Annotated in this window: 18 protein-coding genes; 9 read left to right on the forward strand and 9 right to left on the reverse strand. The window is 40.2% G+C overall.

Annotated elements, in window-relative coordinates:
* Nucleotides 1-22: 22 nt before the first annotated feature.
* The 3 genes from NI389_RS20110 to NI389_RS20120 form a co-directional block, all read right to left on the reverse strand.
* Nucleotides 23-781: a basic secretory protein-like protein gene (locus NI389_RS20110; RefSeq protein WP_308363294.1), complete on the reverse strand. Its 759-nt coding sequence runs from the start codon at nucleotides 779-781 to the stop codon at nucleotides 23-25.
* Entirely contained in the window at nucleotides 778-3,150 is a 2,373-nt protein-coding gene (locus tag NI389_RS20115; RefSeq protein WP_308363295.1) for a GH92 family glycosyl hydrolase, read from the reverse strand. Before NI389_RS20115 ends, NI389_RS20110 begins: the two co-directional genes overlap by 4 nt.
* Before the next feature lie 264 nt (nucleotides 3,151-3,414).
* A complete protein-coding gene (locus NI389_RS20120) occupies nucleotides 3,415-4,692 on the reverse strand; it encodes a sugar MFS transporter (RefSeq protein ID WP_308363296.1) in 1,278 nt (425 codons plus the stop codon).
* A 132-nt stretch (nucleotides 4,693-4,824) separates the two neighbouring features.
* Between NI389_RS20120 and NI389_RS20125 the strand changes: the two genes are divergently transcribed.
* From NI389_RS20125 to NI389_RS20140, 4 genes are all read left to right on the forward strand, one after another.
* Nucleotides 4,825-6,018 carry an AGE family epimerase/isomerase gene (locus NI389_RS20125; RefSeq protein WP_308363297.1) on the forward strand — a complete coding sequence of 398 codons (1,194 nt, stop codon included), beginning with the start codon at nucleotides 4,825-4,827 and terminating at the stop codon, nucleotides 6,016-6,018.
* Complete coding sequence (locus tag NI389_RS20130; protein ID WP_308363299.1) at nucleotides 6,015-6,971, forward strand: carbohydrate kinase family protein; 957 nt, start codon at nucleotides 6,015-6,017, stop codon at nucleotides 6,969-6,971. Before NI389_RS20125 ends, NI389_RS20130 begins: the two co-directional genes overlap by 4 nt.
* Before the next feature lie 273 nt (nucleotides 6,972-7,244).
* Nucleotides 7,245-8,981, forward strand: coding sequence for a hypothetical protein (locus tag NI389_RS20135; RefSeq protein ID WP_308363301.1), 1,737 nt, complete (start codon nucleotides 7,245-7,247; stop codon nucleotides 8,979-8,981).
* Between the two features lie 23 nt (nucleotides 8,982-9,004).
* Nucleotides 9,005-10,570, forward strand: a complete 1,566-nt coding sequence (locus tag NI389_RS20140; RefSeq protein WP_308363302.1) for a thrombospondin type 3 repeat-containing protein — start codon at nucleotides 9,005-9,007, stop codon at nucleotides 10,568-10,570.
* 94 nt (nucleotides 10,571-10,664) lie between these two features.
* On the opposite strand, the gene NI389_RS20145 is transcribed toward NI389_RS20140, so the two are convergent.
* Nucleotides 10,665-11,153, reverse strand: coding sequence for a YcgN family cysteine cluster protein (locus NI389_RS20145; protein ID WP_308363303.1), 489 nt, complete (start codon nucleotides 11,151-11,153; stop codon nucleotides 10,665-10,667).
* Nucleotides 11,154-11,327: 174 nt separating this feature from the next.
* On the reverse strand, nucleotides 11,328-13,148 hold the full coding sequence (locus NI389_RS20150) for a DUF885 domain-containing protein (protein ID WP_308363304.1): 1,821 nt from the start codon (nucleotides 13,146-13,148) through the stop codon (nucleotides 11,328-11,330).
* 217 nt (nucleotides 13,149-13,365) lie between these two features.
* On the opposite strand from NI389_RS20150, the gene NI389_RS20155 reads away from it, so the two are divergent.
* Nucleotides 13,366-13,911, forward strand: a complete 546-nt coding sequence (locus NI389_RS20155; protein WP_208844780.1) for a GbsR/MarR family transcriptional regulator — start codon at nucleotides 13,366-13,368, stop codon at nucleotides 13,909-13,911.
* Between the two features lie 78 nt (nucleotides 13,912-13,989).
* Here the strand turns inward: NI389_RS20155 and NI389_RS20160 are convergent, their stop codons facing one another.
* Both NI389_RS20160 and NI389_RS20165 read right to left on the reverse strand, forming a co-directional pair.
* Complete coding sequence (locus NI389_RS20160) at nucleotides 13,990-15,006, reverse strand: lytic murein transglycosylase (RefSeq protein ID WP_308363305.1); 1,017 nt, start codon at nucleotides 15,004-15,006, stop codon at nucleotides 13,990-13,992.
* Nucleotides 14,999-15,280 (reverse strand): YcgL domain-containing protein, encoded by a 282-nt coding sequence (locus tag NI389_RS20165; RefSeq protein WP_208845410.1) that lies wholly within the window; start codon nucleotides 15,278-15,280, stop codon nucleotides 14,999-15,001. The genes NI389_RS20160 and NI389_RS20165 overlap by 8 nt, the downstream gene beginning before the upstream one ends.
* A gap of 146 nt (nucleotides 15,281-15,426) precedes the next feature.
* Here NI389_RS20165 and minC point away from each other — a divergent pair, with 146 nt between their 5' ends.
* The 4 genes from minC (at nucleotide 15,427) to NI389_RS20185 (ending at nucleotide 18,396) form a co-directional block, all read left to right on the forward strand.
* Complete coding sequence (minC, locus tag NI389_RS20170) at nucleotides 15,427-16,128, forward strand: septum site-determining protein MinC (protein ID WP_308363306.1); 702 nt, start codon at nucleotides 15,427-15,429, stop codon at nucleotides 16,126-16,128.
* Between the two features lie 5 nt (nucleotides 16,129-16,133).
* A complete protein-coding gene (gene minD / locus NI389_RS20175; protein ID WP_208844777.1) occupies nucleotides 16,134-16,943 on the forward strand; it encodes a septum site-determining protein MinD in 810 nt (269 codons plus the stop codon).
* Nucleotide 16,944: 1 nt separating this feature from the next.
* Nucleotides 16,945-17,211: a cell division topological specificity factor MinE gene (gene minE / locus NI389_RS20180; RefSeq protein WP_208844776.1), complete on the forward strand. Its 267-nt coding sequence runs from the start codon at nucleotides 16,945-16,947 to the stop codon at nucleotides 17,209-17,211.
* Between the two features lie 114 nt (nucleotides 17,212-17,325).
* Nucleotides 17,326-18,396 carry a hypothetical protein gene (locus NI389_RS20185; RefSeq protein ID WP_308363308.1) on the forward strand — a complete coding sequence of 357 codons (1,071 nt, stop codon included), beginning with the start codon at nucleotides 17,326-17,328 and terminating at the stop codon, nucleotides 18,394-18,396.
* 73 nt (nucleotides 18,397-18,469) lie between these two features.
* On the opposite strand, the gene rnd is transcribed toward NI389_RS20185, so the two are convergent.
* Both rnd and fadD read right to left on the reverse strand, forming a co-directional pair.
* Nucleotides 18,470-19,600: a ribonuclease D gene (rnd, locus tag NI389_RS20190; protein WP_308363309.1), complete on the reverse strand. Its 1,131-nt coding sequence runs from the start codon at nucleotides 19,598-19,600 to the stop codon at nucleotides 18,470-18,472.
* Between the two features lie 49 nt (nucleotides 19,601-19,649).
* Complete coding sequence (gene fadD, locus NI389_RS20195) at nucleotides 19,650-21,308, reverse strand: long-chain-fatty-acid--CoA ligase FadD (protein WP_308363310.1); 1,659 nt, start codon at nucleotides 21,306-21,308, stop codon at nucleotides 19,650-19,652.
* Between the last annotated feature and the right edge of the window lie 45 nt (nucleotides 21,309-21,353).

Genomic DNA, 21,353 nt, shown 5'->3' on the forward strand with positions numbered 1-21,353 from the left:
GAGGAGCCAGGCTCCTCATAGGTTATTTTTCGGCTAGTTGTTTTTGATATTCGCTCCATGAGGCTTCCAACGAAACTCCAAATCGCTTCGCGAAATAAGGCCATGACCATTTCACATCATCGTATGGTGATAAACTTTCGTTAATCTTTACTAAATAGTCTTCTTTATTGTTTGATTCCAACCAATGCAGATAAAACGCCGTTGTCTTATAGCCACTGTCATAGTGTCCACCCACCTTTTGCACACTTTGAGAAATGTAACCTGCTTTCAAACGAACAAGGTCAGCAATGCCTTCAATGATAGGCCCAATTTCTTCGTAATTCCTATCATCATATTGATATGCATGCGCAATTTCGTGAAATAAAATACCGATAAGTTCATCATATGCTTTTTGTTGTCCATTTTTATTCTGAAAATTTTCTAGGTATTCACGACTGACAAAAATACTGGCCGAATTAAAATCGCCATCTTTGTATGCAACCCCTTTCATTTCCTTCAAGGCAATAGTTAGAACGGGTAAAGAAGGGGCTGCATTTACATCTAGATAGAGCAATCTTGCCACTCTTTCCGAAACGATACTGACAGTGCCAGGCGTGAGTAAACTCCAAACCGTAGTGTGGTCATTTACCTCGTTCACTAACGTAATTTTCGGCAAACGGAATGATTGCCACGCTTCGTCTGGTGCAAATGAAATAGCTTTAACGGTCGTATCAATCTGTGAATAAGCAGCAGGCGAAACAATCGAAAAAAACAAACCGAGTGTCGTTATAATATTTTTCATTTCTTATACTCCGAAAGACTAACTGGGCGGCTTTTTTGCTCACTGCCCCATGTTTTGTTCGCTGTATTACCCATCACGAAGTGCAATGTACCGCCTGACATAATGTCTTGATGTGTAATGTAGCTACGAGACAACGCCTTCCCATTTAGAGACACTTGTTGGATGTATTTATTCTCGTCATTCAGGCCTTGAGCAATCATGTTGAACGTTTTACCGTTAGGCAGTTTGAGTTCTGCGCGGTTAATCTGTGGCGCGCCGATCGCGTAGCTCAAATCACCCGGTGCAACAGGGTAAAATCCGAGTGCTGAAAAGATATACCATGCTGACATTTGTCCAACGTCGTCATTCCCTGCGAGACCATCTGGTTTATCTGAATTGAGAGTATCCATTATTTGACGAATACGTTCTTGCGTACGCCAAGGTTTCCCTGCGTAGTTATAGAGATAGGCAATATGATGGCTTGGTTCATTACCGTGTGCATAGTTCCCTATCAAACCTGCAATATCTTCGTGTTCCTTGATCATTTCCGCTGAAAGGTGGGTGTCAAAGAGCGCATCTAGACGCGCTTCAAATTTCGTATCGCCTCCAATCAAATCGATGAGTCCTGCAACGTCATGAGGAACGTAAAAGCTATACTGTTTGGCGTTTCCTTCTGTATACGACCCCATGTATTTTGCTTCCATTGGATTAAAATCTGGTTCCCATTCACCTTTACTATCTCGCCCACGCATATAGCCGGTTTGTTTGTCATAAACGTTTCTATAATTGAATGCTCTTGAATAGTAAGTTTCTGCTTCTTTTTGCTTGCCCATCACCTCGAACATTCTTGCAATTGCAAAATCATCATAAGCGTATTCCAGCGTCATCGAAACGGACTCTGGCAATACGTCTCGAGGCACGTAGCCGTAATTTAAGTACTCGGGAATGGCGTCGTAAACTGGGTTGTTCGATGTATTCAAAATGGCTTCGACAGCTAAATCCACATCGTAATTACGAATACCTTTTAAATAGGCATCTGCAATAACTGATACCGCATGGTAGCCTATCATTGTCCATGTTTCATGACCGTGAAATGACCACACAGGTAACATTTTTTCGTAACTTTGCTGGTAGTGAACGAGCATAGATTGGATCATGCCAGACACGCGATCTGGGTCTACATACGTCAAAAGAGGGTGAAGTGCTCGATACGTGTCCCAAAGAGAGAACAGAGTATAGTGCTCAAAGTGTTTGCCATCGTGAATTTCACCATCAACTCCGAGATATTGACCGTTAACATCTTGATATAAACTTGGTGCTTGAAGTGCATGATAGAGAGCGGTGTAAAACTGACGTTTTTGGACGTTTGATCCCTCTACATTTACTTTATTTAAATAACTCAGCCACTGTGTTTCTGCAGCCGCGCGAACTTTATCAAAGTCCCAATGTGGTATTTCAGCAGTCAAATTTTCAAGCGCATTTTTGCGACTCACTGCAGAGAGCGCAACTTTCACAAGTAAAGGTTCTTTATCTAACTCGTTAAATGACGCAACGGCTTTTAATGCTTTGCCCGATGCTTTTTTCACAGCCTTGTTTTCGATAGTGCTATGTTTACTCGTGCCGAGACATCCCATACAGCGGTAACGCATGTTATCTTCATTGATAAATTCTAAACTTTGAATTGGTTTTGAAAAGGTAATTGCAAAGTACATTGGACGATTCTCAGCCCATCCATTTGTGGAACGATAAGCAACTAACGTATTTGCGTCTATCTGGCGAATATCACTCCACAATACTTTATTTTTAAAATTGTAGATCGCCGCCGTTAAGTCGAACAATACGTGCCCTTCTTTTTGCCCTTTGAAATCGTAACGATGCATTCCTACACGAGGGGATGACGTAAGTTCAACATTAACGTTGTAATCCAACAGCTCAACTTGATAGTAGCCAGGTGAAGCGGATTCTTTTTCATGTGAGAATCGAGAACGATAACCGGAGTCCGGATCTTCTTTTGTTCCAGCTGACGTTTTAACTTCCCCGGTAATTGGGATCATCAACAGGTCCCCAAGATCTGAATGGCCGGTTCCTGAAAAATGAGTATGTGAAAATCCAGTAATAGTATTATCGTCGTAATGATAGCCAGCGCACCGTTTGTAAATCTCAGGTTGTGGACTTTGTCCACGCATCGGATTGTCCGTGTCTGGACTCAACTGAACCATTCCAAAGGGTACAACGGCGCCAGGAAACAAATGCCCATCCCCACCCGTTCCAATAAACGGATCTACATAGTCGAGGTTAGTTTTGCTCAAATTGGCGCTTTTTACCGCTACGCTAAATAAGACACTCGTTAGCCCACAAATTAGGGTTAAAAGCACAGCTGAACGTTTCATTCTCGTTCCTTTAATTATTGTTGGATCGTTCCAGTTTAATTTATCATATACCTAGGATGAATACGTATTCAATACCTATTCGACGAATTGCAGTTAATAAATTAGTAACAATGTGCATTCAAAGATGTGCATTCAAAGAATACAAATGAAAAAAGGTATGGGGAGCCATACCTTTTGAGCAGAGATGATTACATTCTGTAAGGGTCTTCAAACATCCAGCGTTATTGGCTGTTCAAACTTAAATCACGCGTTATTTGCCGAGAGTTATTTAAGTCCTACTTTTTCATGCCAGACAGAATGCAGTTTGACGTAACTCTTTGCGTACCAAGCTATATAAACATAACAAATAAGTGGAATAACAAATGATAGCTGAATACCGGCCGAATCCGCTATAACACCTTGAAGTAACGGCACAAGTGCTCCACCTACAATAGCTAAACATAACCAACCAGAGCCTTTACTGGTGAGTGAGCCCAAGCCATCAATCGCAATTGAGAATATAGTTGGGAACATAATTGAGTTGAATAGACCGATTGCAAGAACACTGTACATCGCAATATTCCCACTCGTATTCATTGTGATAATAAGGAGTGCAATAATGCAAATAGCGTTAAACAACAAAGCATTAGATGGAAGCACTTTTTGTAAAGCGGCTGATCCAATAAAACGACCAACCATTGCACCGCCCCAGTAATAGGCAATGAGTTTGGCTGCTGCATGCTCTTCTAGCCCGGCGATGTTTGCTTGACCAAAGTAATTGACTAAGAAACTACCTATTGCCACTTCCCCGCCAACGTAGCAAAAGATTGCTGCTACACCGAACATCAAATGCGGCGCTTCCGTTAATGTATGTCCTTTAGCAACGCAATCCTGTTCTTCAGAATGTGCGGCAATTGTGGGTAATTTTAAAAAAGCAAATACGACCGCAATAGTGAGCAACGCGGCAGCGAGCATCAAATAGGGTACTTTTACGTTGTCAGCCGTGCCTGCATCTGCAGCTAGAGTGCCTGCTGCACCAAACAGCAACATCGCTCCAACGTAAGGACCAATAGTCGTGCCCAAAGAGTTAAGTGCTTGGGCAAGGTTAAGTCGACTAGACGCTGTTTTAGCCGGACCTAACGCCGCAACGTATGGATTTGCGGACACTTGCAAAATGGTAATACCCGAAGCTAGTACAAATAACGCGCCCAAAAATAGCCAAAACTCGTGAACAACAACGGCAGGGTAAAAGAGTAAACAGCCTGCTGATGCGATGAGCAAACCGCTTAACACACCATTTTTATAGCCAAATTTTTTAACGAGTGCGCCAGCTGGCAAAGAAATAACAAAGTATGCACTGAAAAAGCAGAATTGAATCATCATTGCTTCAGTATAACTTAGGTCAAAAACGCCTTTTAAACGCGGGATCAAAACGTCATTAAGCACCGTTATGAAACCCCACAAGAAAAATAGAGTTGTCATTGCTGCTAACGGTAATGCGTAATTTTTATTCTCGTCATTACTCGCCGCAACATAAGTTTGATTGGTGTTTATCTCACTCACTTGTTGTCTCCAGATCAAGGGATTTTTCGATTCTACACATTGTTACAAGAAAATCACAAATGTTTTATTGGACCGTTCCAAATGACACTCAAACGTTCTATAGTACTACTAAATAAAAACTAGGATTTTTATATGTCACCAAATTTTAGAAGTTCAGAATTTTTAAACCAACATATCGATTCGATTTATGCGTTTTATCGTCATCGAGCAGTTGATGAAAATGGTGGTTTTTTTCACTATTTTAAAGACGATGGCTCTGTATATGAAAAAAATACACGTCACCTTGTCTCAAGTACGCGTTTTGTTTTTAATTACGCAATGCGCTATCTCCATACAGCCGAGCAAAAAGACTTAGAACTTGTGATACATGGCCTCGCTTTTTTGGAAAATGTTCACAAGCAACCGTCGGGTGGCTACGCATGGTTAATAGAAGGCAATACCGTACTCGATGGCACAAATCACTGTTATGGTCTTGCATTTGTACTGCTTGCAAATGCAATAGCTTTGAAAGCTGGTGTTACATCTGCAAAATGTACAATCGAGCGGGTTTGGACGCTATTGGAGGACAAATACTTCGAACCTAAGTACCAACTTTATTTAGACGAATACAATGATGACTTTAGTATCGCGGGCAGCTATCGAGGGCAGAATGCCAACATGCACATGTGTGAAGCGCTTCTTATGGTGTTTGAAGCAACTAGTGACCAAAAGTACCTAGAGCGAGCCTATTCATTGGCCGACAGAATGATAAATAAGCAAGCGTCGCCTAAGAACGGACTGGTTTGGGAACATTATAATCGCGATTGGGAAATAGACTGGGATTACAATAAATCAGATCCTAAACACCTGTTTCGTCCCTGGGGTTTTCAGCCTGGACATCAAACAGAGTGGTCTAAACTATTACTTATCTTAAATAGACATAAACCTATGCCATGGTTAGTCGACCAGGCTAGAACCTTGTTTGATACTGCACTTAAATATGCCTGGGATGACGAACACAAAGGTATCGTCTATGGTTTTGACCCTACATATCAAGTGTGCGATGGTGACAAATACTTTTGGGTCCAAGCAGAAAGTTTTGCAGCAGCAGCATTGCTCGCATTAGAAACTAACGATCCGAAATACTGGGATTGGTATGATAAAATCTGGGAATATAGTTGGGCATTCATGATAGACCACACACATGGTGCTTGGTATCGTGTTTTATCTCAACAGAATAGCGCTTATAGCGACGAGAAAAGTCCTGCCGGTAAAACAGATTATCATACCATGGGGGCGTGTTACGAAGTTTTAAGAGCATATCAACTAAAAGGATCAACTTCATGAGTTTAGTTTGCTTTGGCGAAGTATTGATCGATTTTCTGTCCGACGGAAAAACGCCCGAATCATTTACGAAATACGCAGGGGGTGCGCCTGCCAATGTTGCCGTTGCTGCATCGAACTTAGGTGTAAAAAGTGCTTTTTGTGGTATGGTTGGCGATGATATGTTCGGGCGCTTTCTGCTCGATGAGCTTGAGCGTTTCGGTGTAGATACGCAGTATTGTAAAATAACTAAAGATGCAAAAACGGCGTTAGCGTTTGTTTCACTTGACCCACAAGGCGAGAGGAGCTTCAGTTTTTATCGCCCACCCGCAGCTGACCTACTTTTCAACTCTTCCGATTTCGAAAGTCGTATGTTCAAAGAAGCTGACATTCTCCACGTTTGTAGTAACAGTCTAACGGAACAACGCATATATAAAACAACCATTCATGCTCTCACGCAGGCGAAGGAACATGGTGCGGTCGTCAGTTTTGATCTGAACCTACGCGAGAATTTATGGGTTTCGACACGGTATCTTACTGAACGTATATGGCATGTGATAACGCTGAGCGATATCCTGAAGTTATCGAAAGAAGAACTCGAGTACTTGAATGAAAAAAGCCACATTAACCTCGGGACAGAACACACAATATCTCAACTCCTCTCCAAGGGTGTAAAATTACTCATCATTACTGACGGCGTTAACCCTGTTCGCTTTTATACAAGTAAAGGACTTTCAGGAGAGGTTTTAACGCCCAAGGTTACCGCCATTGACACAACCGCTGCCGGTGATGCTTTTGTTGGTGGTATGCTCACCTATTTGGATAAGCAACTTTCGCTAACTGACATTGGATTTGTGGCTAATAATATAAGCGAGATAAATAAAATGCTTGAGTTTGCGGTTCGCTGCGGAGCTTTTGCTGTTACAAAAAAAGGCGCTTTCTCCGCCTTACCTACACAGCAGGACATTTCAACTTAGATCTGAGGTAGGGCCATCGCCCTCCTCTATACAGCTTAATGCATTTTACTCTTCCTCAATTCAAATCCAATTAAACGCGACAAACTAGTGGTTTTGACAAGGTTGAAAATGACATCAATTGATGATTTAGATTAGATATAAAATCAGCGCGTTATGCCCTAATTTTGTAACCAAGTTGAAAAATGAAATAGAGCAAAAAAAATCAGTTCGTTGTTTGTCTTTCTATGATTTAAGATTTAATATAGGTACAACAATTGTACAAGGACATACACATTGAAAACTCTAAATCTTATAATCGCTCAAGTTTTATTATTCTTTTTCGTTCACTCGCAATCGTCTTTAGCCGATACTGTAAGCCTAGTCGATAAAATCAACAAAGCTACTGCATCTAGCACAAACGCAGATATCATAAAGTTCAATGGAGAACTTTTTGTTAATGTCGAGCAAGGACTTTCACTTTACAATGAAAGTACCGATCGGATAGAAGTTATAAAAGATGCACAGACCCACGTTTCTATAACAACACCTTCACGATTCTACGCCCATGATTCAAATTTATATTTTTTAAACATTGCTGATGATAAAATAGTTGTTAGAGCATTTAATGAAGCTGAAAAATCAGCGGTTATAATTACTTCTCTAACCTTTGAAAATACTTGGATTGAAACCTTAGAAATTGAGGATGTTAAATTCATTGGTAATAAACTTTTTATTTCAACCTGGTTAGACGATGGTGAAAATTCAGTTTATTATTTTATTCACGAAGTAGATTTGCAAAATGGTTCAAGCAAAATACTGCCTTTAGAAAGTGGCTACTTCAAACAGTCGGGCCTTTTCGTAGTACAAGATACGTTATATTTTACTGCACGCTCAGCAATTAACAACAGTTCAAAGATTTACAGCTACACCTTAAATTCGCCAAAAGCAATTGAACTCAAATCATTTCAAAATAGCGCCAACATTCTAGCTTCGAATGAAAATTCAATCGTATTTGAAACACAAAATTTGGATGGATTAGACAAAAAGATCTATAGATACAATAACGATACTGAAATTTCAGAATTGATATTTTATTCAAATGGAATTTACCAACCATCCTCTGTATTGTTGACTAATGATTTTTTCTATTACTTTTCAAAACATGAGGAAAGTGCACCAGAACTTTTTGCATATGACTTTGCTAAAAAACGTTCCTCCAAATTAACAAGCTTTGGCGTAACAGAAAGTGAAAACAAATTATTTCCATGGAGTGATGTGGAAATAAAGCTCGTCAACAACTCTCTTTACTTCACATATGGATTCAAGCTGCATAATTATGGTTTTAGAAAAGTATACAATTTAAATCTTCTTGATAACTCAATTTATGAGATTGAGCCATACTCAAATTCAGGAACCAATGACGTAAGTAAAATTTATTCGGCTGATAACTCTTTATATGCTCTAGTTTCAGACGGAAAGTTAGGTAAAGAATGGTTTAAGTTTGATAATAATCATAAAAAACTGGTTAGTGTAAAAGATTTTAATATTGCATATGAAGCAACAGCACCTAAATGTTATTCGTTACATGGCGATGTTACGTATTTTATAGCAAGCAACAACAACCTATTCAAAGAAGATAGCTCTTCTGCCATTTACAAGTATTCCGGAGAAAATGCAAGCTTGGTTTTCGACCTAAATAAAGAGATTTTCAGAGGAATCATTTCCGGTTGCCCAGTATACATCGATGACAATGCGTACTTTTTTTATAAGACAACTCCAGATTCATACGCGGTAAGTTTGGCAAGCTTTAGTTTGAAGGACTTCAAGTTTTCTAAAATTCAACTAGATAACTTCTTAGAGCCAAATTCAAATGATGAAATTTTAAAACACTTGAATAAGCTATATTATATTTCAAAAGAAGGCATCTACCTTTATCAGAATGGACTAAAAAAATATCACAAGATTATAAAAAAATCTGGAAAGCTGCATCTTCTGCTGAAAAACTATTTTTCTTTTCTGAAAACAAATTAATTACTCTAGACAAACAAGGCAGTTTGCAAGAATTGCTATCACTTACATATCCAAATCACCTCAATAACGCCCTGGCTTATAACGATCAATTTATACTCATCGACACCTACGAATCAGGGCAAGAATTTCACATTTATCTAGCAGAAAACGCGAAACTTCAAAGTCTAAGAGAGCTCTTAAGTCTTCCCTCAAGTTATCGACTTTGCGCTGCCTACCCAATAGTTGAAAAAAATTTACTTTTGATATCTCATTCAAATAGCGAAGATTTTTGCAAGCTATATATTTATGATTACAACGGTAACAAAATAAATTCTCTTGCTGATAGTCAAGTTATCTCTATTGTTGCATCGTATTCGCGACTTGAAGACATTGCGTACATTGGCGACCAAGAGCACCTTTACTCTTATGATTTTAAAATCAATAAATTCTCTACTATAGAAAATAAATCACCTACTTCTCTGGATCTTTTTAAATCTAGGCTCTTCATTACCACTCAGTTAGGATACAAGAAACAATTAACCTATTTGCTAAAAGGTAAGCAATTTCAATTACCTCTGGAAGATGGATTTACAGGCTCGATTTTCAACAAATTAGCGGTGTTGGATGATGTGGTACTGTTCTCTGGAGAACATGAAACTTATGGAAATGAGCTTTATTACTTTCGCGATGGTACAACCCCTCCAAAAGTTGTTGTCGAAATAAAAGGTCAGGCATCTCCAAACCTATTGGTTAGTGCAGTTACGAATTTATTAAACTCGGATTTTGTTGGCACTCTCCGTTACCAGTGGTATTTAGGTGAATTAAGTATCCCTAATGCAAACCAATCAAGTTATCTTATTCAAGATAGTGATGTTGGAAAAAATTTGTCTGTAAAAATAGACTTTACCGATACAGATGGATTCGCACGTACTTTCAGAAGTAATACTATTACGCCTTATTTAGATACCGACGGCGATGGTATTCCAAATGACGTAGATTTAGATGATGACAATGATGGATATCCTGATAGTGAAGACGCATTTCCTTTAGATATAAATGAGTGGCTCGATACTGACATGGATGGATTAGGCAACAATGCTGACAACGACGACGATAATGATGGATACCCTGATATTGAAGACGCATTTCCTTTAGATATAAATGAATGGCTCGATACTGATAATGATGGATTAGGCAACAATGCTGACAACGACGACGATAATGACGGTGTCGAAGACAAGTTAGACCTATTTCCACTTGATAGTTCTGAATGGCTCGATACTGATAATGATGGAATAGGTAACAATACAGACACAGATGATGACAACGACAGTGTAATTGATAGTGAAGACAAGTTCCCGTTGGATAAAACTGAATGGTTGGACACTGACAATGATGGTATTGGAAACAATTTAGATACGGACGACGACAACGATGGATATCTAGATAGCAATGATGCTTTTCCATTAGATCCATCAAAACATAGCCTCTCTAAATCGAATGTCGAATCAGACAAAAGTTCTGGTGGTTCAAATGATTTTTATACACTCCTATTTTTAGCAGTGCTAATTCAGATAAGATTGCGATGGGTTAAGAGATCTATTTTTTAATTAAATTGCGTCCTACTATATTGGGTTTGGGTCTTTTATATTAATTTTGTGAAAGACCCGATACTGTCTATTGTTTTATTTGACGTTGAAGTAGCTAATCTAAATCTTGTTCTGCCCAATCGACAACGTAGTCTTCAAATTGATCAAAGTTAGCTTTTGTTTCATTAACCACTCTTCCTTTGACCGTCATGCCTAACTGTTCCATTTTGTCTCGACTTCCATTATGTCTAAGAGGATGCCAACTCGGTAATCCTCTCCCTTCTAGCATTCGTCTGTATGCACAACTCTGAGGCATAAAATACGCTTGTTCGATGTTATCTTTATGCAGCTTTACACAAGTTGGCACATTGGTTAGTCGATTTATATAGTCTTTACAACCACAGGTTTGATCGTCAAGGTACTCACAAGCAATGTTGGTAAATACCAACGTTTCACCGGGGCGAAGGGCCGTAAAACCATCAGCATCGTCTTCATAATCTGAGTCTATAAAGGAATGTAGGCAACACTTACCACAACCGTCACATAATGACTCCCATTCCGTATCTGACATTTCGTTAAGTGATTTTGATTCCCAGAAATTCATTATGTGACCTTCAAACGTAAATACATCGAACATTTTACTAAAAAAAGTACGGATGATTCATTACATTTATAAAACTATTAGTGACTGACCATCGATGTAGGCAAAATGGCTAAGCCACTTTGATTTATAGACATGCGTTTGTTCAAAGAAAAACGGGGCAATGCCCCGCTTTTATCACGATTTTTGTGCTGCAACCCAACGCTTTATCTTAGCTTCTAAGATGTTCATTGGCATTGAACCGTCAATTAAAATTTGAGTGTGAAATTCCTTAACGTCAAACTTATCGCCCAATTCGTTTGCCGCATAATCACGTAACTCACGAATTTTAAACTGACCTAGCTTATAGGATAGGGCTTGTCCAGGCCAAGCGATATAACGTTCAACTTCTGCGACAACATCGGTTTTCGCCATTGAGGAATTTGTTAACATAAACTCGATTGCTTGCTCACGTGTCCATCCTTTCGCGTGTAAACCGGTATCAACCACTAAGCGCATCGCACGGAGCTGTTCGTCGACTAAACGGCCATACCACTGATATGGATCCGTAAACAATCCAAGTTCTTTGCCAAGACTTTCAGCATAAAGCGCCCAACCTTCTGCAAACGCGGTATAACCACTAAACTTTCTAAACATCGGTAAATTGTCGATTTCCTGTTGCAACGCAATTTGGAAATGATGTCCTGGCGCTGCTTCATGAATAGACAAGGTTTCGACGATAAACTTTGGCTGCGCTTTTAGATTAAACGTGTTGATGTAAAATACACCAGGTTTAGTACCATCAGCTGACGGACCTTGATATGAAGCGCCTGGCGCAGATTCAGCTCTGAACGCTTCAACTGGCTTAACCTCGTAATCCGCTTTGGGTGCGATGTTGAACAGCAATGAAATGCGAGAATCTATTTTTTTCTTCACGTCATCGTAAGCCGTAATAAGTTCTTCTGGTGAACTAAAATAGAACTCGTCACTCTCACGTAAATGATTAAAGAATGCGGGCAAATCACCGTTAAACTTCACTGTTTCTTTTACTTTTTTCATTTCGCTCAAAATACGGCTTACTTCTTTCAATCCAATTTCATGAATTTCTTCTGCCGTTAAGCTCAATGTCGTGTGATGTTCAATCTCGTACTGATACCATTTTTGGCCATTTGGTAAACTGCTGTATCCAACACTTGTACGGCAATGAGGTATATAAACTTCCTCTAAAAATTCCGCCATATCTCGATAGGCAGGAACTATATTTTCCATAATCAACGTTTGATAAGCTTCTACTAGGCGCTTCTTGTCCTCTTTACTAAATGATTCTGGCATATGCTTGATAGGACCCCAAAATAAGGAATCCTCCGCGTTGTACACAACGTGTGCTGCAAATTGAGGTACCAGTTTTTCTGCGATAACTTTAGGTAACGTAACACCTTGCGACAACCCCGTAGTCATCGCTGTTTTTACGCTATCTAACCAAGGTTGGAATCCTTTTGCGCGAGCTAAAAATGCCTCATAGTCTTCGACCGTTTCGAATGGTTGTGCACTTTCTCCCGAACCGAAAGCAGCGAATTCATTGTGTAAGCCATCCATTTGATTGATAGGCAGGTACTCATCACCAAATTGCTTGCCTTGTTTTCTTAATTCAAAGTCACGAAAAATAATGTCATAACTTATTTGCGCTTGTAGATCGAGCGTAGTGCGGTCTATACCTTTAAGTAACGCGTCGTACTTATCATAGAGTGCATCGAACTTCTCTTTGCTCAAAGGCAGTGGTAAATCGAACTTATCGTTATAACTTCTTTCACCCAAATACGTACCACTGATCGGAGTTAGAGCGATTGATTCAACAAAAAAACGGTCAAGAAGGTCATTAAACTTCTTTGTTTCTTGAGACGATACTGTCGTTATTTTTTCTACTTTTTGTTCTACAACAGGTTGAGTTGTCTGCGTCGTACTCTTACAACCCGCAAGTACACTAGCGATGGTTGCTGCAACGAGGAGAGGTTTAAACATCGGATTCCCTATTTCGTTTTTTGCCGTCAAAAAAGAAGCGCATTCTGACAGGTCAATTTGCTCTGGTAAAGCAGTGAACAAGGACTATTGCATTTATCTCAATGCGAAATCGAGCAAAAACTTTATCTACATCAAAGAAAGGACAGAAATAAAGGTTGAAGTTCCCCCCCCAACCCATATATTAATTTCAGTTTTTATTGAAACTTTAAAACCCAAAATGATGTTGACACCTAAAATAGAGAATTTTGTCCTCCACTGCGGGGAAATGGGTAGCCGTTGGGGCTTCAATCGTACCATTGGACAAATGGTCGGATTGCTGGTCATAAACGAGAAACCATTAACAGCGAATGAAATAGCAGACGCACTAAAAATTTCTCGTGGTAACGTCAGTATGGGGATCAAAGAACTGCAGTCGTGGCAATTGGTTCGAGTACATCATATACCCGGAGACAGAAAAGAATATTACGCACCAAACGGCAGTATCTGGGATTTAGCTAATAAAGTTTTTGAAGAGCGTAGAAAACGAGAAATTGACCCCACGCTTAGTTTGCTACGCGATCAAATTTTAGACGAAGCAAAATCGGAGGAAGAGCGTTATGCACAACGACAAATGCAAACTATCCACGATTTGCTCGAAACCGTAACTAAATGGTCGGCCGAGTTACAAAGACTTTCTCCTGAACAACTTCAATCGTTGATGAAGCTCGGTGCTTCCGTTAGCAAAGTCATCGATTTAAAAGACAAGCTGCTAAGAAAATCGTAGCGAATCTTCCATTTTCACATTTGCATTAGCCCAACCAAAAAAGGCAGCGAGTTGGACGCTGCCTTTTTTATATTTAAATTAGATCTTCGGGTAGCCAATTCGGTCCGACAAATAACCGACACTCGTTGCAAAGTAATAGGATCGATTCCAATGCATGAGCGCTTTGTAGTTATCATAAGCGAGGTACATACGCCCTTTTTCATCGTCGGGCATGACCAAAGCAGCTTTTAAATCAACCTTAGGCAAATCGCTCCCATCTGCACGTTTAACGCCTAGCTGCTGCCACTCCTGAAGAGAGCGCTCAGAACTGCTCCATGCTTCTAACCACTCTTTACGCGATTTCGTACCTCGACGAACAATCCACTCCTTTTGGTAACTATCAGGCAGTTTAACCTGACGGCCCCACGTCAAATCTTTATTCCAACCCACTTGACTTAGGTAGTTTGCAATTGAGGCAAATGCGTCCTCTCTTGTTGTCCAGATGTCTTTGCGGCCGTCTTTATTGTAATCCACAGCAAAGGAGTTAAACGACGTTGGCATAAATTGGGTTTGGCCCATTGCTCCAGCCCACGACCCCTTGAAATGTTCAATGTCGATATGTCCATCTTTCAAGATATCCAACGCCGCCCACAATTGCCGTTTGTACATTTCTTCACGGCGCCCATCAAATGCCAATGTGACCAATGCACTGATAACAGGGTAGCTGCCTTGAACTCGACCAAAATTACTTTCAAGCCCCCAAAGTGCCACGATAAAGCGCGCTTGAACGCCATATTCTTTCGCTATTTTCTCAAGCAGAGTCTTGTTTTCTTTGTAAAGTTCGCGAGCTTTGTCAACTTTCCACTGAGGTACGCGCTTTGGCAAGTACGTTTCCAACGTTTCAACGACTTCGGGTTGGCTCTTGTCTTGAGCGATAACCTTTTTCTTAAATTTTACGGTCGCAAACGCGGTATCAATTAACGATTGTGAATAGCCTTTTTCTGTCGCTTCAACTTTAAGCTGCTCAACATATTGAGAAAACTCTTCTTCCGTTTTTGCAAAAACATTGCCGGACAGTGCTATGGAAACAAGTAACGCACTAATTTTTTTAATCACTAACTACTCCGTTTTGTTTTTTGTGTTCATCAAGTAAATTCTGCTCTGGTGGTGGGATCTGAAGATAAAAACCTTTTTCTTCTAAAGAGGCCTTCACAGAATTAATGTCTGCGACACCCAATTTCTCTTTTGTTGCAAGATTAATCAACATCACAAAGATAGGACGTCCAAAAGTGACCATAAGTGGCTCTGGTACTTTTGTAAAATCGTCACGTTTTTCGACAAACAGATAGGTATCTGCCTTTTTACTGCTCTTGTATACTGCTGAAAGCATTCTAACGCCCATAAATTCTTGCTTAACGATGCGCATCACTATACCATGACTCAACTTGTATTTGGAAAGTTTTGCGGCTCAGCTAGATGTACCTAATACAGATTTAACTACACAAGAATAAGAGTCGCAAAGGTAATTGAGCGCTTATGTCAGAACAAATTTTTGAGTTAAAAGGAAACCTTTTCACGCTGTCTGTGTTACATCTTTATAAGTTTGACCCAGAACAGCTCGCTAATGAATTAGACAACAAAATTTCTCAGGCACCTAAATTTTTTCAAGGTGCGCCAATTGTTGTAAATCTTTCGCATCTACAAGAAATCGACATTGATCTTAAGGCGCTCCGCCAAACACTCATCAACTTAAAGTTAAACCCAGTTGGTGTATGCAATGGAAGCGATATCCAACACGCCCACGCTAAAGAAATTGGGTTATCAGTGTTAAATTATTCACAAGATTCTAAACCTGTTGTACAAACAACTCAGGCTCAAGAAGTAGTAGAAAAAACCGTTTACCTCCCTGCCCAAATCATAAATGGAACCGTTCGTTCAGGTCAGCAAGTGTATGCTAAAGACCGTGATTTAATCGTCCTTGGAGCGGTAAGTCATGGAGCAGAAGTCATTGCAGATGGCAACGTACACATTTATGGCGCACTACGTGGTAGAGCGATTGCTGGCGCAAAAGGTAACGAACAAGCCAGTATTTTCTGTCAAAAACTTGAGGCAGAATTAGTCTCAATCAATGGCAGTTACTGGATAAGTGACTCGTTACAGGGTGAGTTTTGGGGCAAGCCTGCACAAATACAACAGAAAAATGAATCTTTAGAAATTCAAGCTTTGGTCAAAGGATAAATCATATGGCAAAAATAATTGTCGTTACTTCAGGTAAAGGTGGTGTTGGTAAAACAACATCAAGCGCGGCCATTGGTACAGGTCTTGCGTTAAAAGGATACAAAACAGCAATCGTTGATTTTGATATTGGCCTTCGTAATCTTGACTTAATCATGGGCTGCGAACGCCGCGTTGTCTATGACTTCGTTAATGTGATTAACGGTGAAGCAAATCTAAAACAAGCGCTTATTAAAGATAAACGCGTAGACAAACTTTTTATTTTGCCAGCTTCACAAACGCGTGACAAAGATGCCTTAACAAAAGAAGGTGTAGAGCGCGTACTGAATGAACTAAAACAAGAATTTGATTTCATTGTATGTGATTCACCTGCGGGTATTGAGGCTGGTGCACTTATGGCACTGTACTTTGCGGACGAAGCAGTGGTAACCACGAACCCTGAAGTTTCTTCTGTACGCGACTCAGACCGAATTCTTGGTATTTTGCAAAGTAAGTCAAAACGTGCGGAAGAAGGGTTAGAGCCTGTAAAAGAACATTTACTTTTAACACGTTACAACCCTGAGCGCGTAGAACGTGGCGAGATGCTTTCGGTAGATGACGTTCAAGAAATTTTGGCAATCGACCTGCTTGGTGTTATTCCAGAATCAAAAGCCGTTTTGAATGCCTCGAACTCAGGGCAGCCGGTGATTCTCGATAGCGAATCGGATGCTGGCCAAGCATACCTAGACACAGTGAGTCGCTTAGTTGGCGAACAAATCGATTTTAGATTTTTGTCAGTTGAGAAAAAAGGCCTATTGAAACGGATTTTTGGAGGGTAATGTGTCGTTATTAGATTACTTTCGATCACAAAAGAAAAACACGGCTTCTTTAGCAAAAGAACGTTTGCAAATTATCGTTGCACACGAGCGTTCGAAAAGAGGCACACCAGATTACTTACCTCAACTAAAAATGGACATTCTTGAGGTCATCAGAAAGTACGTCCACGTTGATAGCGATGCTATTAACGTTCAGTTTGAGCAAACAGAAGATGATTTAGCCGTTTTAGAACTAAACATTACGTTGCCAGACGACGATAAACACAAATAATCAAAGGCGCATTCAGCGCCTTTTTCTTTTGTTCTGCCCATTGTTTACAAATTCAAGCCTTCAAAAAATGGAAATCTATTCTATTGTTATTAACAGAACAATATTGAATTGCTGATGAATGGCATGTACTTAACCCTACGATGGTCCTTTTCCTGTCTACTACTTTGCACGTTTGCGTCATTTACATGTCATAGTGAAACAACCTTTTCCGGCGGCTTTTGGTTTAACTACAGTGTCAACCAACAAACACACGACACTCATTTTGGTGACGAAGCACTCGTTATCTATCTAGACAAACAACATGAAGCGCACTCTCCTTGGAACTACTCAGCTGAATTTAGAATTGGCCCTGGTGGATTCAGCGATACTGAAAACAACACAACTGGTTCCAATTATGTTCTTCATAAGGCTTGGATAAGTTACAGTAAAAATGAGCAGCACACTTTCATATTAGGTAAAAGTCAGTTGCCGTTTGGCTGGAAAACAGGAAACTTTTGGCCCGGTGATATGTTTCTAGCGGCTTTTGGCGACCAAATGGATGTCGGTATAAAATATGTCGGTCAGTATAACAGCATCAATGTTTCAGCAGCCTTTTACCCACGAGACGATTGGCGAAAAGACTCGACTGATAGTACGGATGACAATCGTCATTGGGGCAGTAGAAAAACTTACCATAAACTGGACACGTGGGTTGGCGACGTAAAATGGCCTCTTCAGTCGTCTCAGAAAATTGGTTTTTCAGTGCAGAAGGGAAAACTACAAGAATCCCTCTCTGGGCGCGATGAAAAAGATGGCCAGCATTACGCGTACACGCTCTATTACGACTACACATTTGATAAGTTTAATTTTAAAGTAAGTTACATCAATGGTGTCCGCCACCTTCCGGATGCTTATTCTTCTGTCGCAGGCCTACCCGAGTCCATAAAAAACCAACGCTATAACACTGAACTAACCTATCATTACGATAACTGGACGTTTCTAATCGATTTAACTTTAGCTAAATCAGATACGGTAGGAGGCGTAGATAAGATGGCCATCGCCTATGCGCCCGGGGTTCGATACAAATATGGTGACGGTTGGATTTACTTAGAATATCTAAATCAAAACGCTTGGTTTGACCGTGATATGAAAATCAATGAAGGGAATTTTGCCGCTTGGTATTTAACTATCGATTACTATTGGTAGTAAAACGAGGCACTTTGGCCTCGTTCTTGGAAGTTTATTTTAGTCTATGAGAGCCTCTCTCACATAAAACAGATTAGCTTTTCCATTCGTCTAATTTACTGCCAATGTAATCCTTTCTCCATGCTTGAAAAAGGTCTGGCTGCAACAACCTCTCTTTCAACTCATCTGTTTTTTTCCACTTCCAACTGATGATTTGGTTAATTTGCTTTTTAGAAGCAAGGACTTCAAATGGTATGTCGTGCTTCTGGGCGACTTCGACTAATACGTGTTTAATTTGTTTGAACGCTTTTTTATATTCTGGAAAATCGACCAACCGCTTCAGACGCTCTGGGCATTCAGATTCAGGGATTTGTTTCCCCTGCTCTATACATGCAAGGATTTCTTTACCATAACGATTTACTTCCATCGGTTCGACGCCTGGAATATTACGAAGCGACGTTGTGCTTGTCGGTCGACGTTTGGCGATTTCAACCATATTGTGTTCTTTAAGCACATGACTCAACGCTAAATTTTTTAACTCTGCCTTATTTTGACGCCATTTAGAAAGTACTTTTAAAACGGCTAAATCTCGTGGTTTCAGTTGCCAAGCGTTTTTTATATCAGTAAACAGTTCGTCATCAGGCAAACGTTCTGAGCGCTTTCTTGCTACTAACGCACTCTCTTCAACGACAATTTCATTCCAATTTCGCGCATCAATTTGAGGTTTGAGAAGTTCAAAACAAGGAAGCAAGTAATAAACATCGCTTGCTGCATAATCTAACTGTTCTTGAGTCAGCGGTCGTTGTAACCAATTTGTACGGCTTTCACTTTTATCAATTTCTAAGTCTAGAAGCGATTTCACCATATTTGCAAAGCCTACACAGTTACCGTGACCGAGTAATAGCAGCGCGAATTGTGTATCAAACAACGGTGCGGGGACAAAACCGGCAAACTTTTGAAATACTTCGATATCCTCAGATGGTGAATGAATCACTTTCATCACCGAAGTATCTTGTAATATGCTAAATAAACCATCGAACTCTAACGGTGCAAGGGGATCAATTACGCCCAAACTGTTTCCATCATACACTTGGATTAACGCAATTTCTGGGTATAGCGTTTTACGGCGCATAAATTCTGTATCTATCGCAATAATAGCGGAAGAACGAATTTGACTGACGAAACTATCTAGCTCAGTTTGAGAGTTGATAAATTGATACTGCACTGGGTGTCCCTCATTAAACCAAAAAGAAACCGGCTTTCGCCGGTCTCTTTTATGCTTTTTCTTTTAAAGCTCTTCGAAGAATTTTACCAACGTTTGTTTTTGGCAATTCATCCTTAAACTCAACAAATTTTGGTACCTTATAATTTGTTAAGTTCGCTCGACAATGGTTTATTATATCTTTTTCTGTAAGCGATGGGTCTTTTTTTACTATAAATACTTTAACCTGCTCGCCGCTCACTTCGTGAGGCACACCAACAGCAGCGACTTCAAGCACACCATCATGCATCGCGACGACTTCTTCAATTTCATTTGGGAACACGTTAAATCCAGACACAATGATCATGTCTTTTTTACGGTCAACGATGTAGAAAAACCCTTCATCGTCGTAAGTCGCGATATCCCCTGTTGCAAACCAACCATCACGAAGACAATCTGCCGTAGCATCTGGACGGTTGTAATATCCCGCCATCACTTGTGGCCCTTTAACCCAAAGTTCGCCCGACTCGCCTTTTGGCGCTTCTTCACCGTTATCAAGCACGATTTTAAGTTCGGTACTTGGGGCGGGTAGACCAATTGACCCGTTGTAACCATCTAAGTCGTAAGGACAGATTGTTACTAGTGGCGCGCATTCTGTCAGACCGTAACCTTCCATCAATTTTGTCTTAGTTGTGTTCTGCCATTTTTCTGCAACTGGTCGCTGTACGGCCATACCACCGCCTAACGACATCTTCAACGTTGAGAAATCAAGCTCTGCAAATCCTGGGGTGTTTAAAAGTCCATTGAACAGTGTGTTTACCCCAGTGATCGCCGTGAAAGGATATTTCCGTAGTTCCTTCACGAAACCAGGCATATCACGTGGGTTAGTGATCAAAATGTTGTGACCACCATACTTCATGAAGGTTAAGCAGTTCGCCGTAAGTGCGAAAATATGATAGAGCGGAAGTGCTGTAATGACGATTTCCTTTCCGTTATCAAGCACTTTGTCTAAACAACCTGATACTTGTTCTAAATTCGCGACCATGTTGCCGTGTGTTAACATCGCGCCCTTAGAGACACCCGTTGTACCACCTGTGTACTGCAAAAACGCTAAATCTTTTAATGTTACTTCAGGCTTTTTGTACTTCGAACCATCGAAGTTCACTACTCTAGCAAATGGAATGGCAGTAGGAAGCGAATAGTCCGGCACCATTTTTTTGATTCGTTTTACGACGAAGTTAACAAGGTGCTTTTTAATTCCGCCCAACATATCGCCAATTTGAGTCACAATGATATGCTTTACCGCGGTTTTAGGTAGCGCCTTTTGTAATGTATCAGCAAAATTCGCGAGAATAAAAATGGCTTTAGACTCTGAGTCATTAAGTTGATGTTCTAGTTCGCGAACCGTGTAAAGCGGGTTCACGTTTACCACCGTACATCCTGCACGTAACACACCTAAAATAGTGACTGGTGTCTGTAGCAAATTAGGCATCATCACAGCGACTTTATCGCCTTTGCCAAGTTTTAATTCATTTTGAACGTAGCTTGCAACCGCTTTAGTTTCTTTGTCTAGCTCACGGTATGTAAGCGTTTTATCCATGTTGGTATAAGCTGGTAAATCAGCAAATTCTGCAAAACTCTTTTCGAATAATTCAAGCAGCGAGTTGTAATGCTCTGGATCGATAGTCTCAGGCATACCTTCTGGGTAGCGCTTTAGCCAGATTTTTTCCACTCTTAGCTCCTGTTCTCGTTATTTTTATGTTGAATAAACCTTAAT

It is taken from the genome of Pseudoalteromonas xiamenensis (assembly GCF_030994125.1).
In the GTDB taxonomy this organism is placed as follows: Bacteria; Pseudomonadota; Gammaproteobacteria; order Enterobacterales; family Alteromonadaceae; genus Pseudoalteromonas; species Pseudoalteromonas xiamenensis_B.

Coding starts and splice junctions, on each gene's coding strand:
- minC (WP_308363306.1), top strand. CDS start 15,427: ATGTCAGAACAAATTTTTGAGTTAAAAGGAAACCTTTTCACGCTGTCT.
- minD (WP_208844777.1), top strand. CDS start 16,134: ATGGCAAAAATAATTGTCGTTACTTCAGGTAAAGGTGGTGTTGGTAAA.
- NI389_RS20145 (WP_308363303.1), bottom strand. CDS start 11,153: ATGAATTTCTGGGAATCAAAATCACTTAACGAAATGTCAGATACGGAA.
- NI389_RS20150 (WP_308363304.1), bottom strand. CDS start 13,148: ATGTTTAAACCTCTCCTCGTTGCAGCAACCATCGCTAGTGTACTTGCG.
- NI389_RS20165 (WP_208845410.1), bottom strand. CDS start 15,280: ATGCTTTCAGCAGTATACAAGAGCAGTAAAAAGGCAGATACCTATCTG.
- NI389_RS20115 (WP_308363295.1), bottom strand. CDS start 3,150: ATGAAACGTTCAGCTGTGCTTTTAACCCTAATTTGTGGGCTAACGAGT.
- NI389_RS20125 (WP_308363297.1), top strand. CDS start 4,825: ATGTCACCAAATTTTAGAAGTTCAGAATTTTTAAACCAACATATCGAT.
- NI389_RS20110 (WP_308363294.1), bottom strand. CDS start 781: ATGAAAAATATTATAACGACACTCGGTTTGTTTTTTTCGATTGTTTCG.
- NI389_RS20155 (WP_208844780.1), top strand. CDS start 13,366: ATGATGTTGACACCTAAAATAGAGAATTTTGTCCTCCACTGCGGGGAA.
- NI389_RS20185 (WP_308363308.1), top strand. CDS start 17,326: ATGAATGGCATGTACTTAACCCTACGATGGTCCTTTTCCTGTCTACTA.
- NI389_RS20130 (WP_308363299.1), top strand. CDS start 6,015: ATGAGTTTAGTTTGCTTTGGCGAAGTATTGATCGATTTTCTGTCCGAC.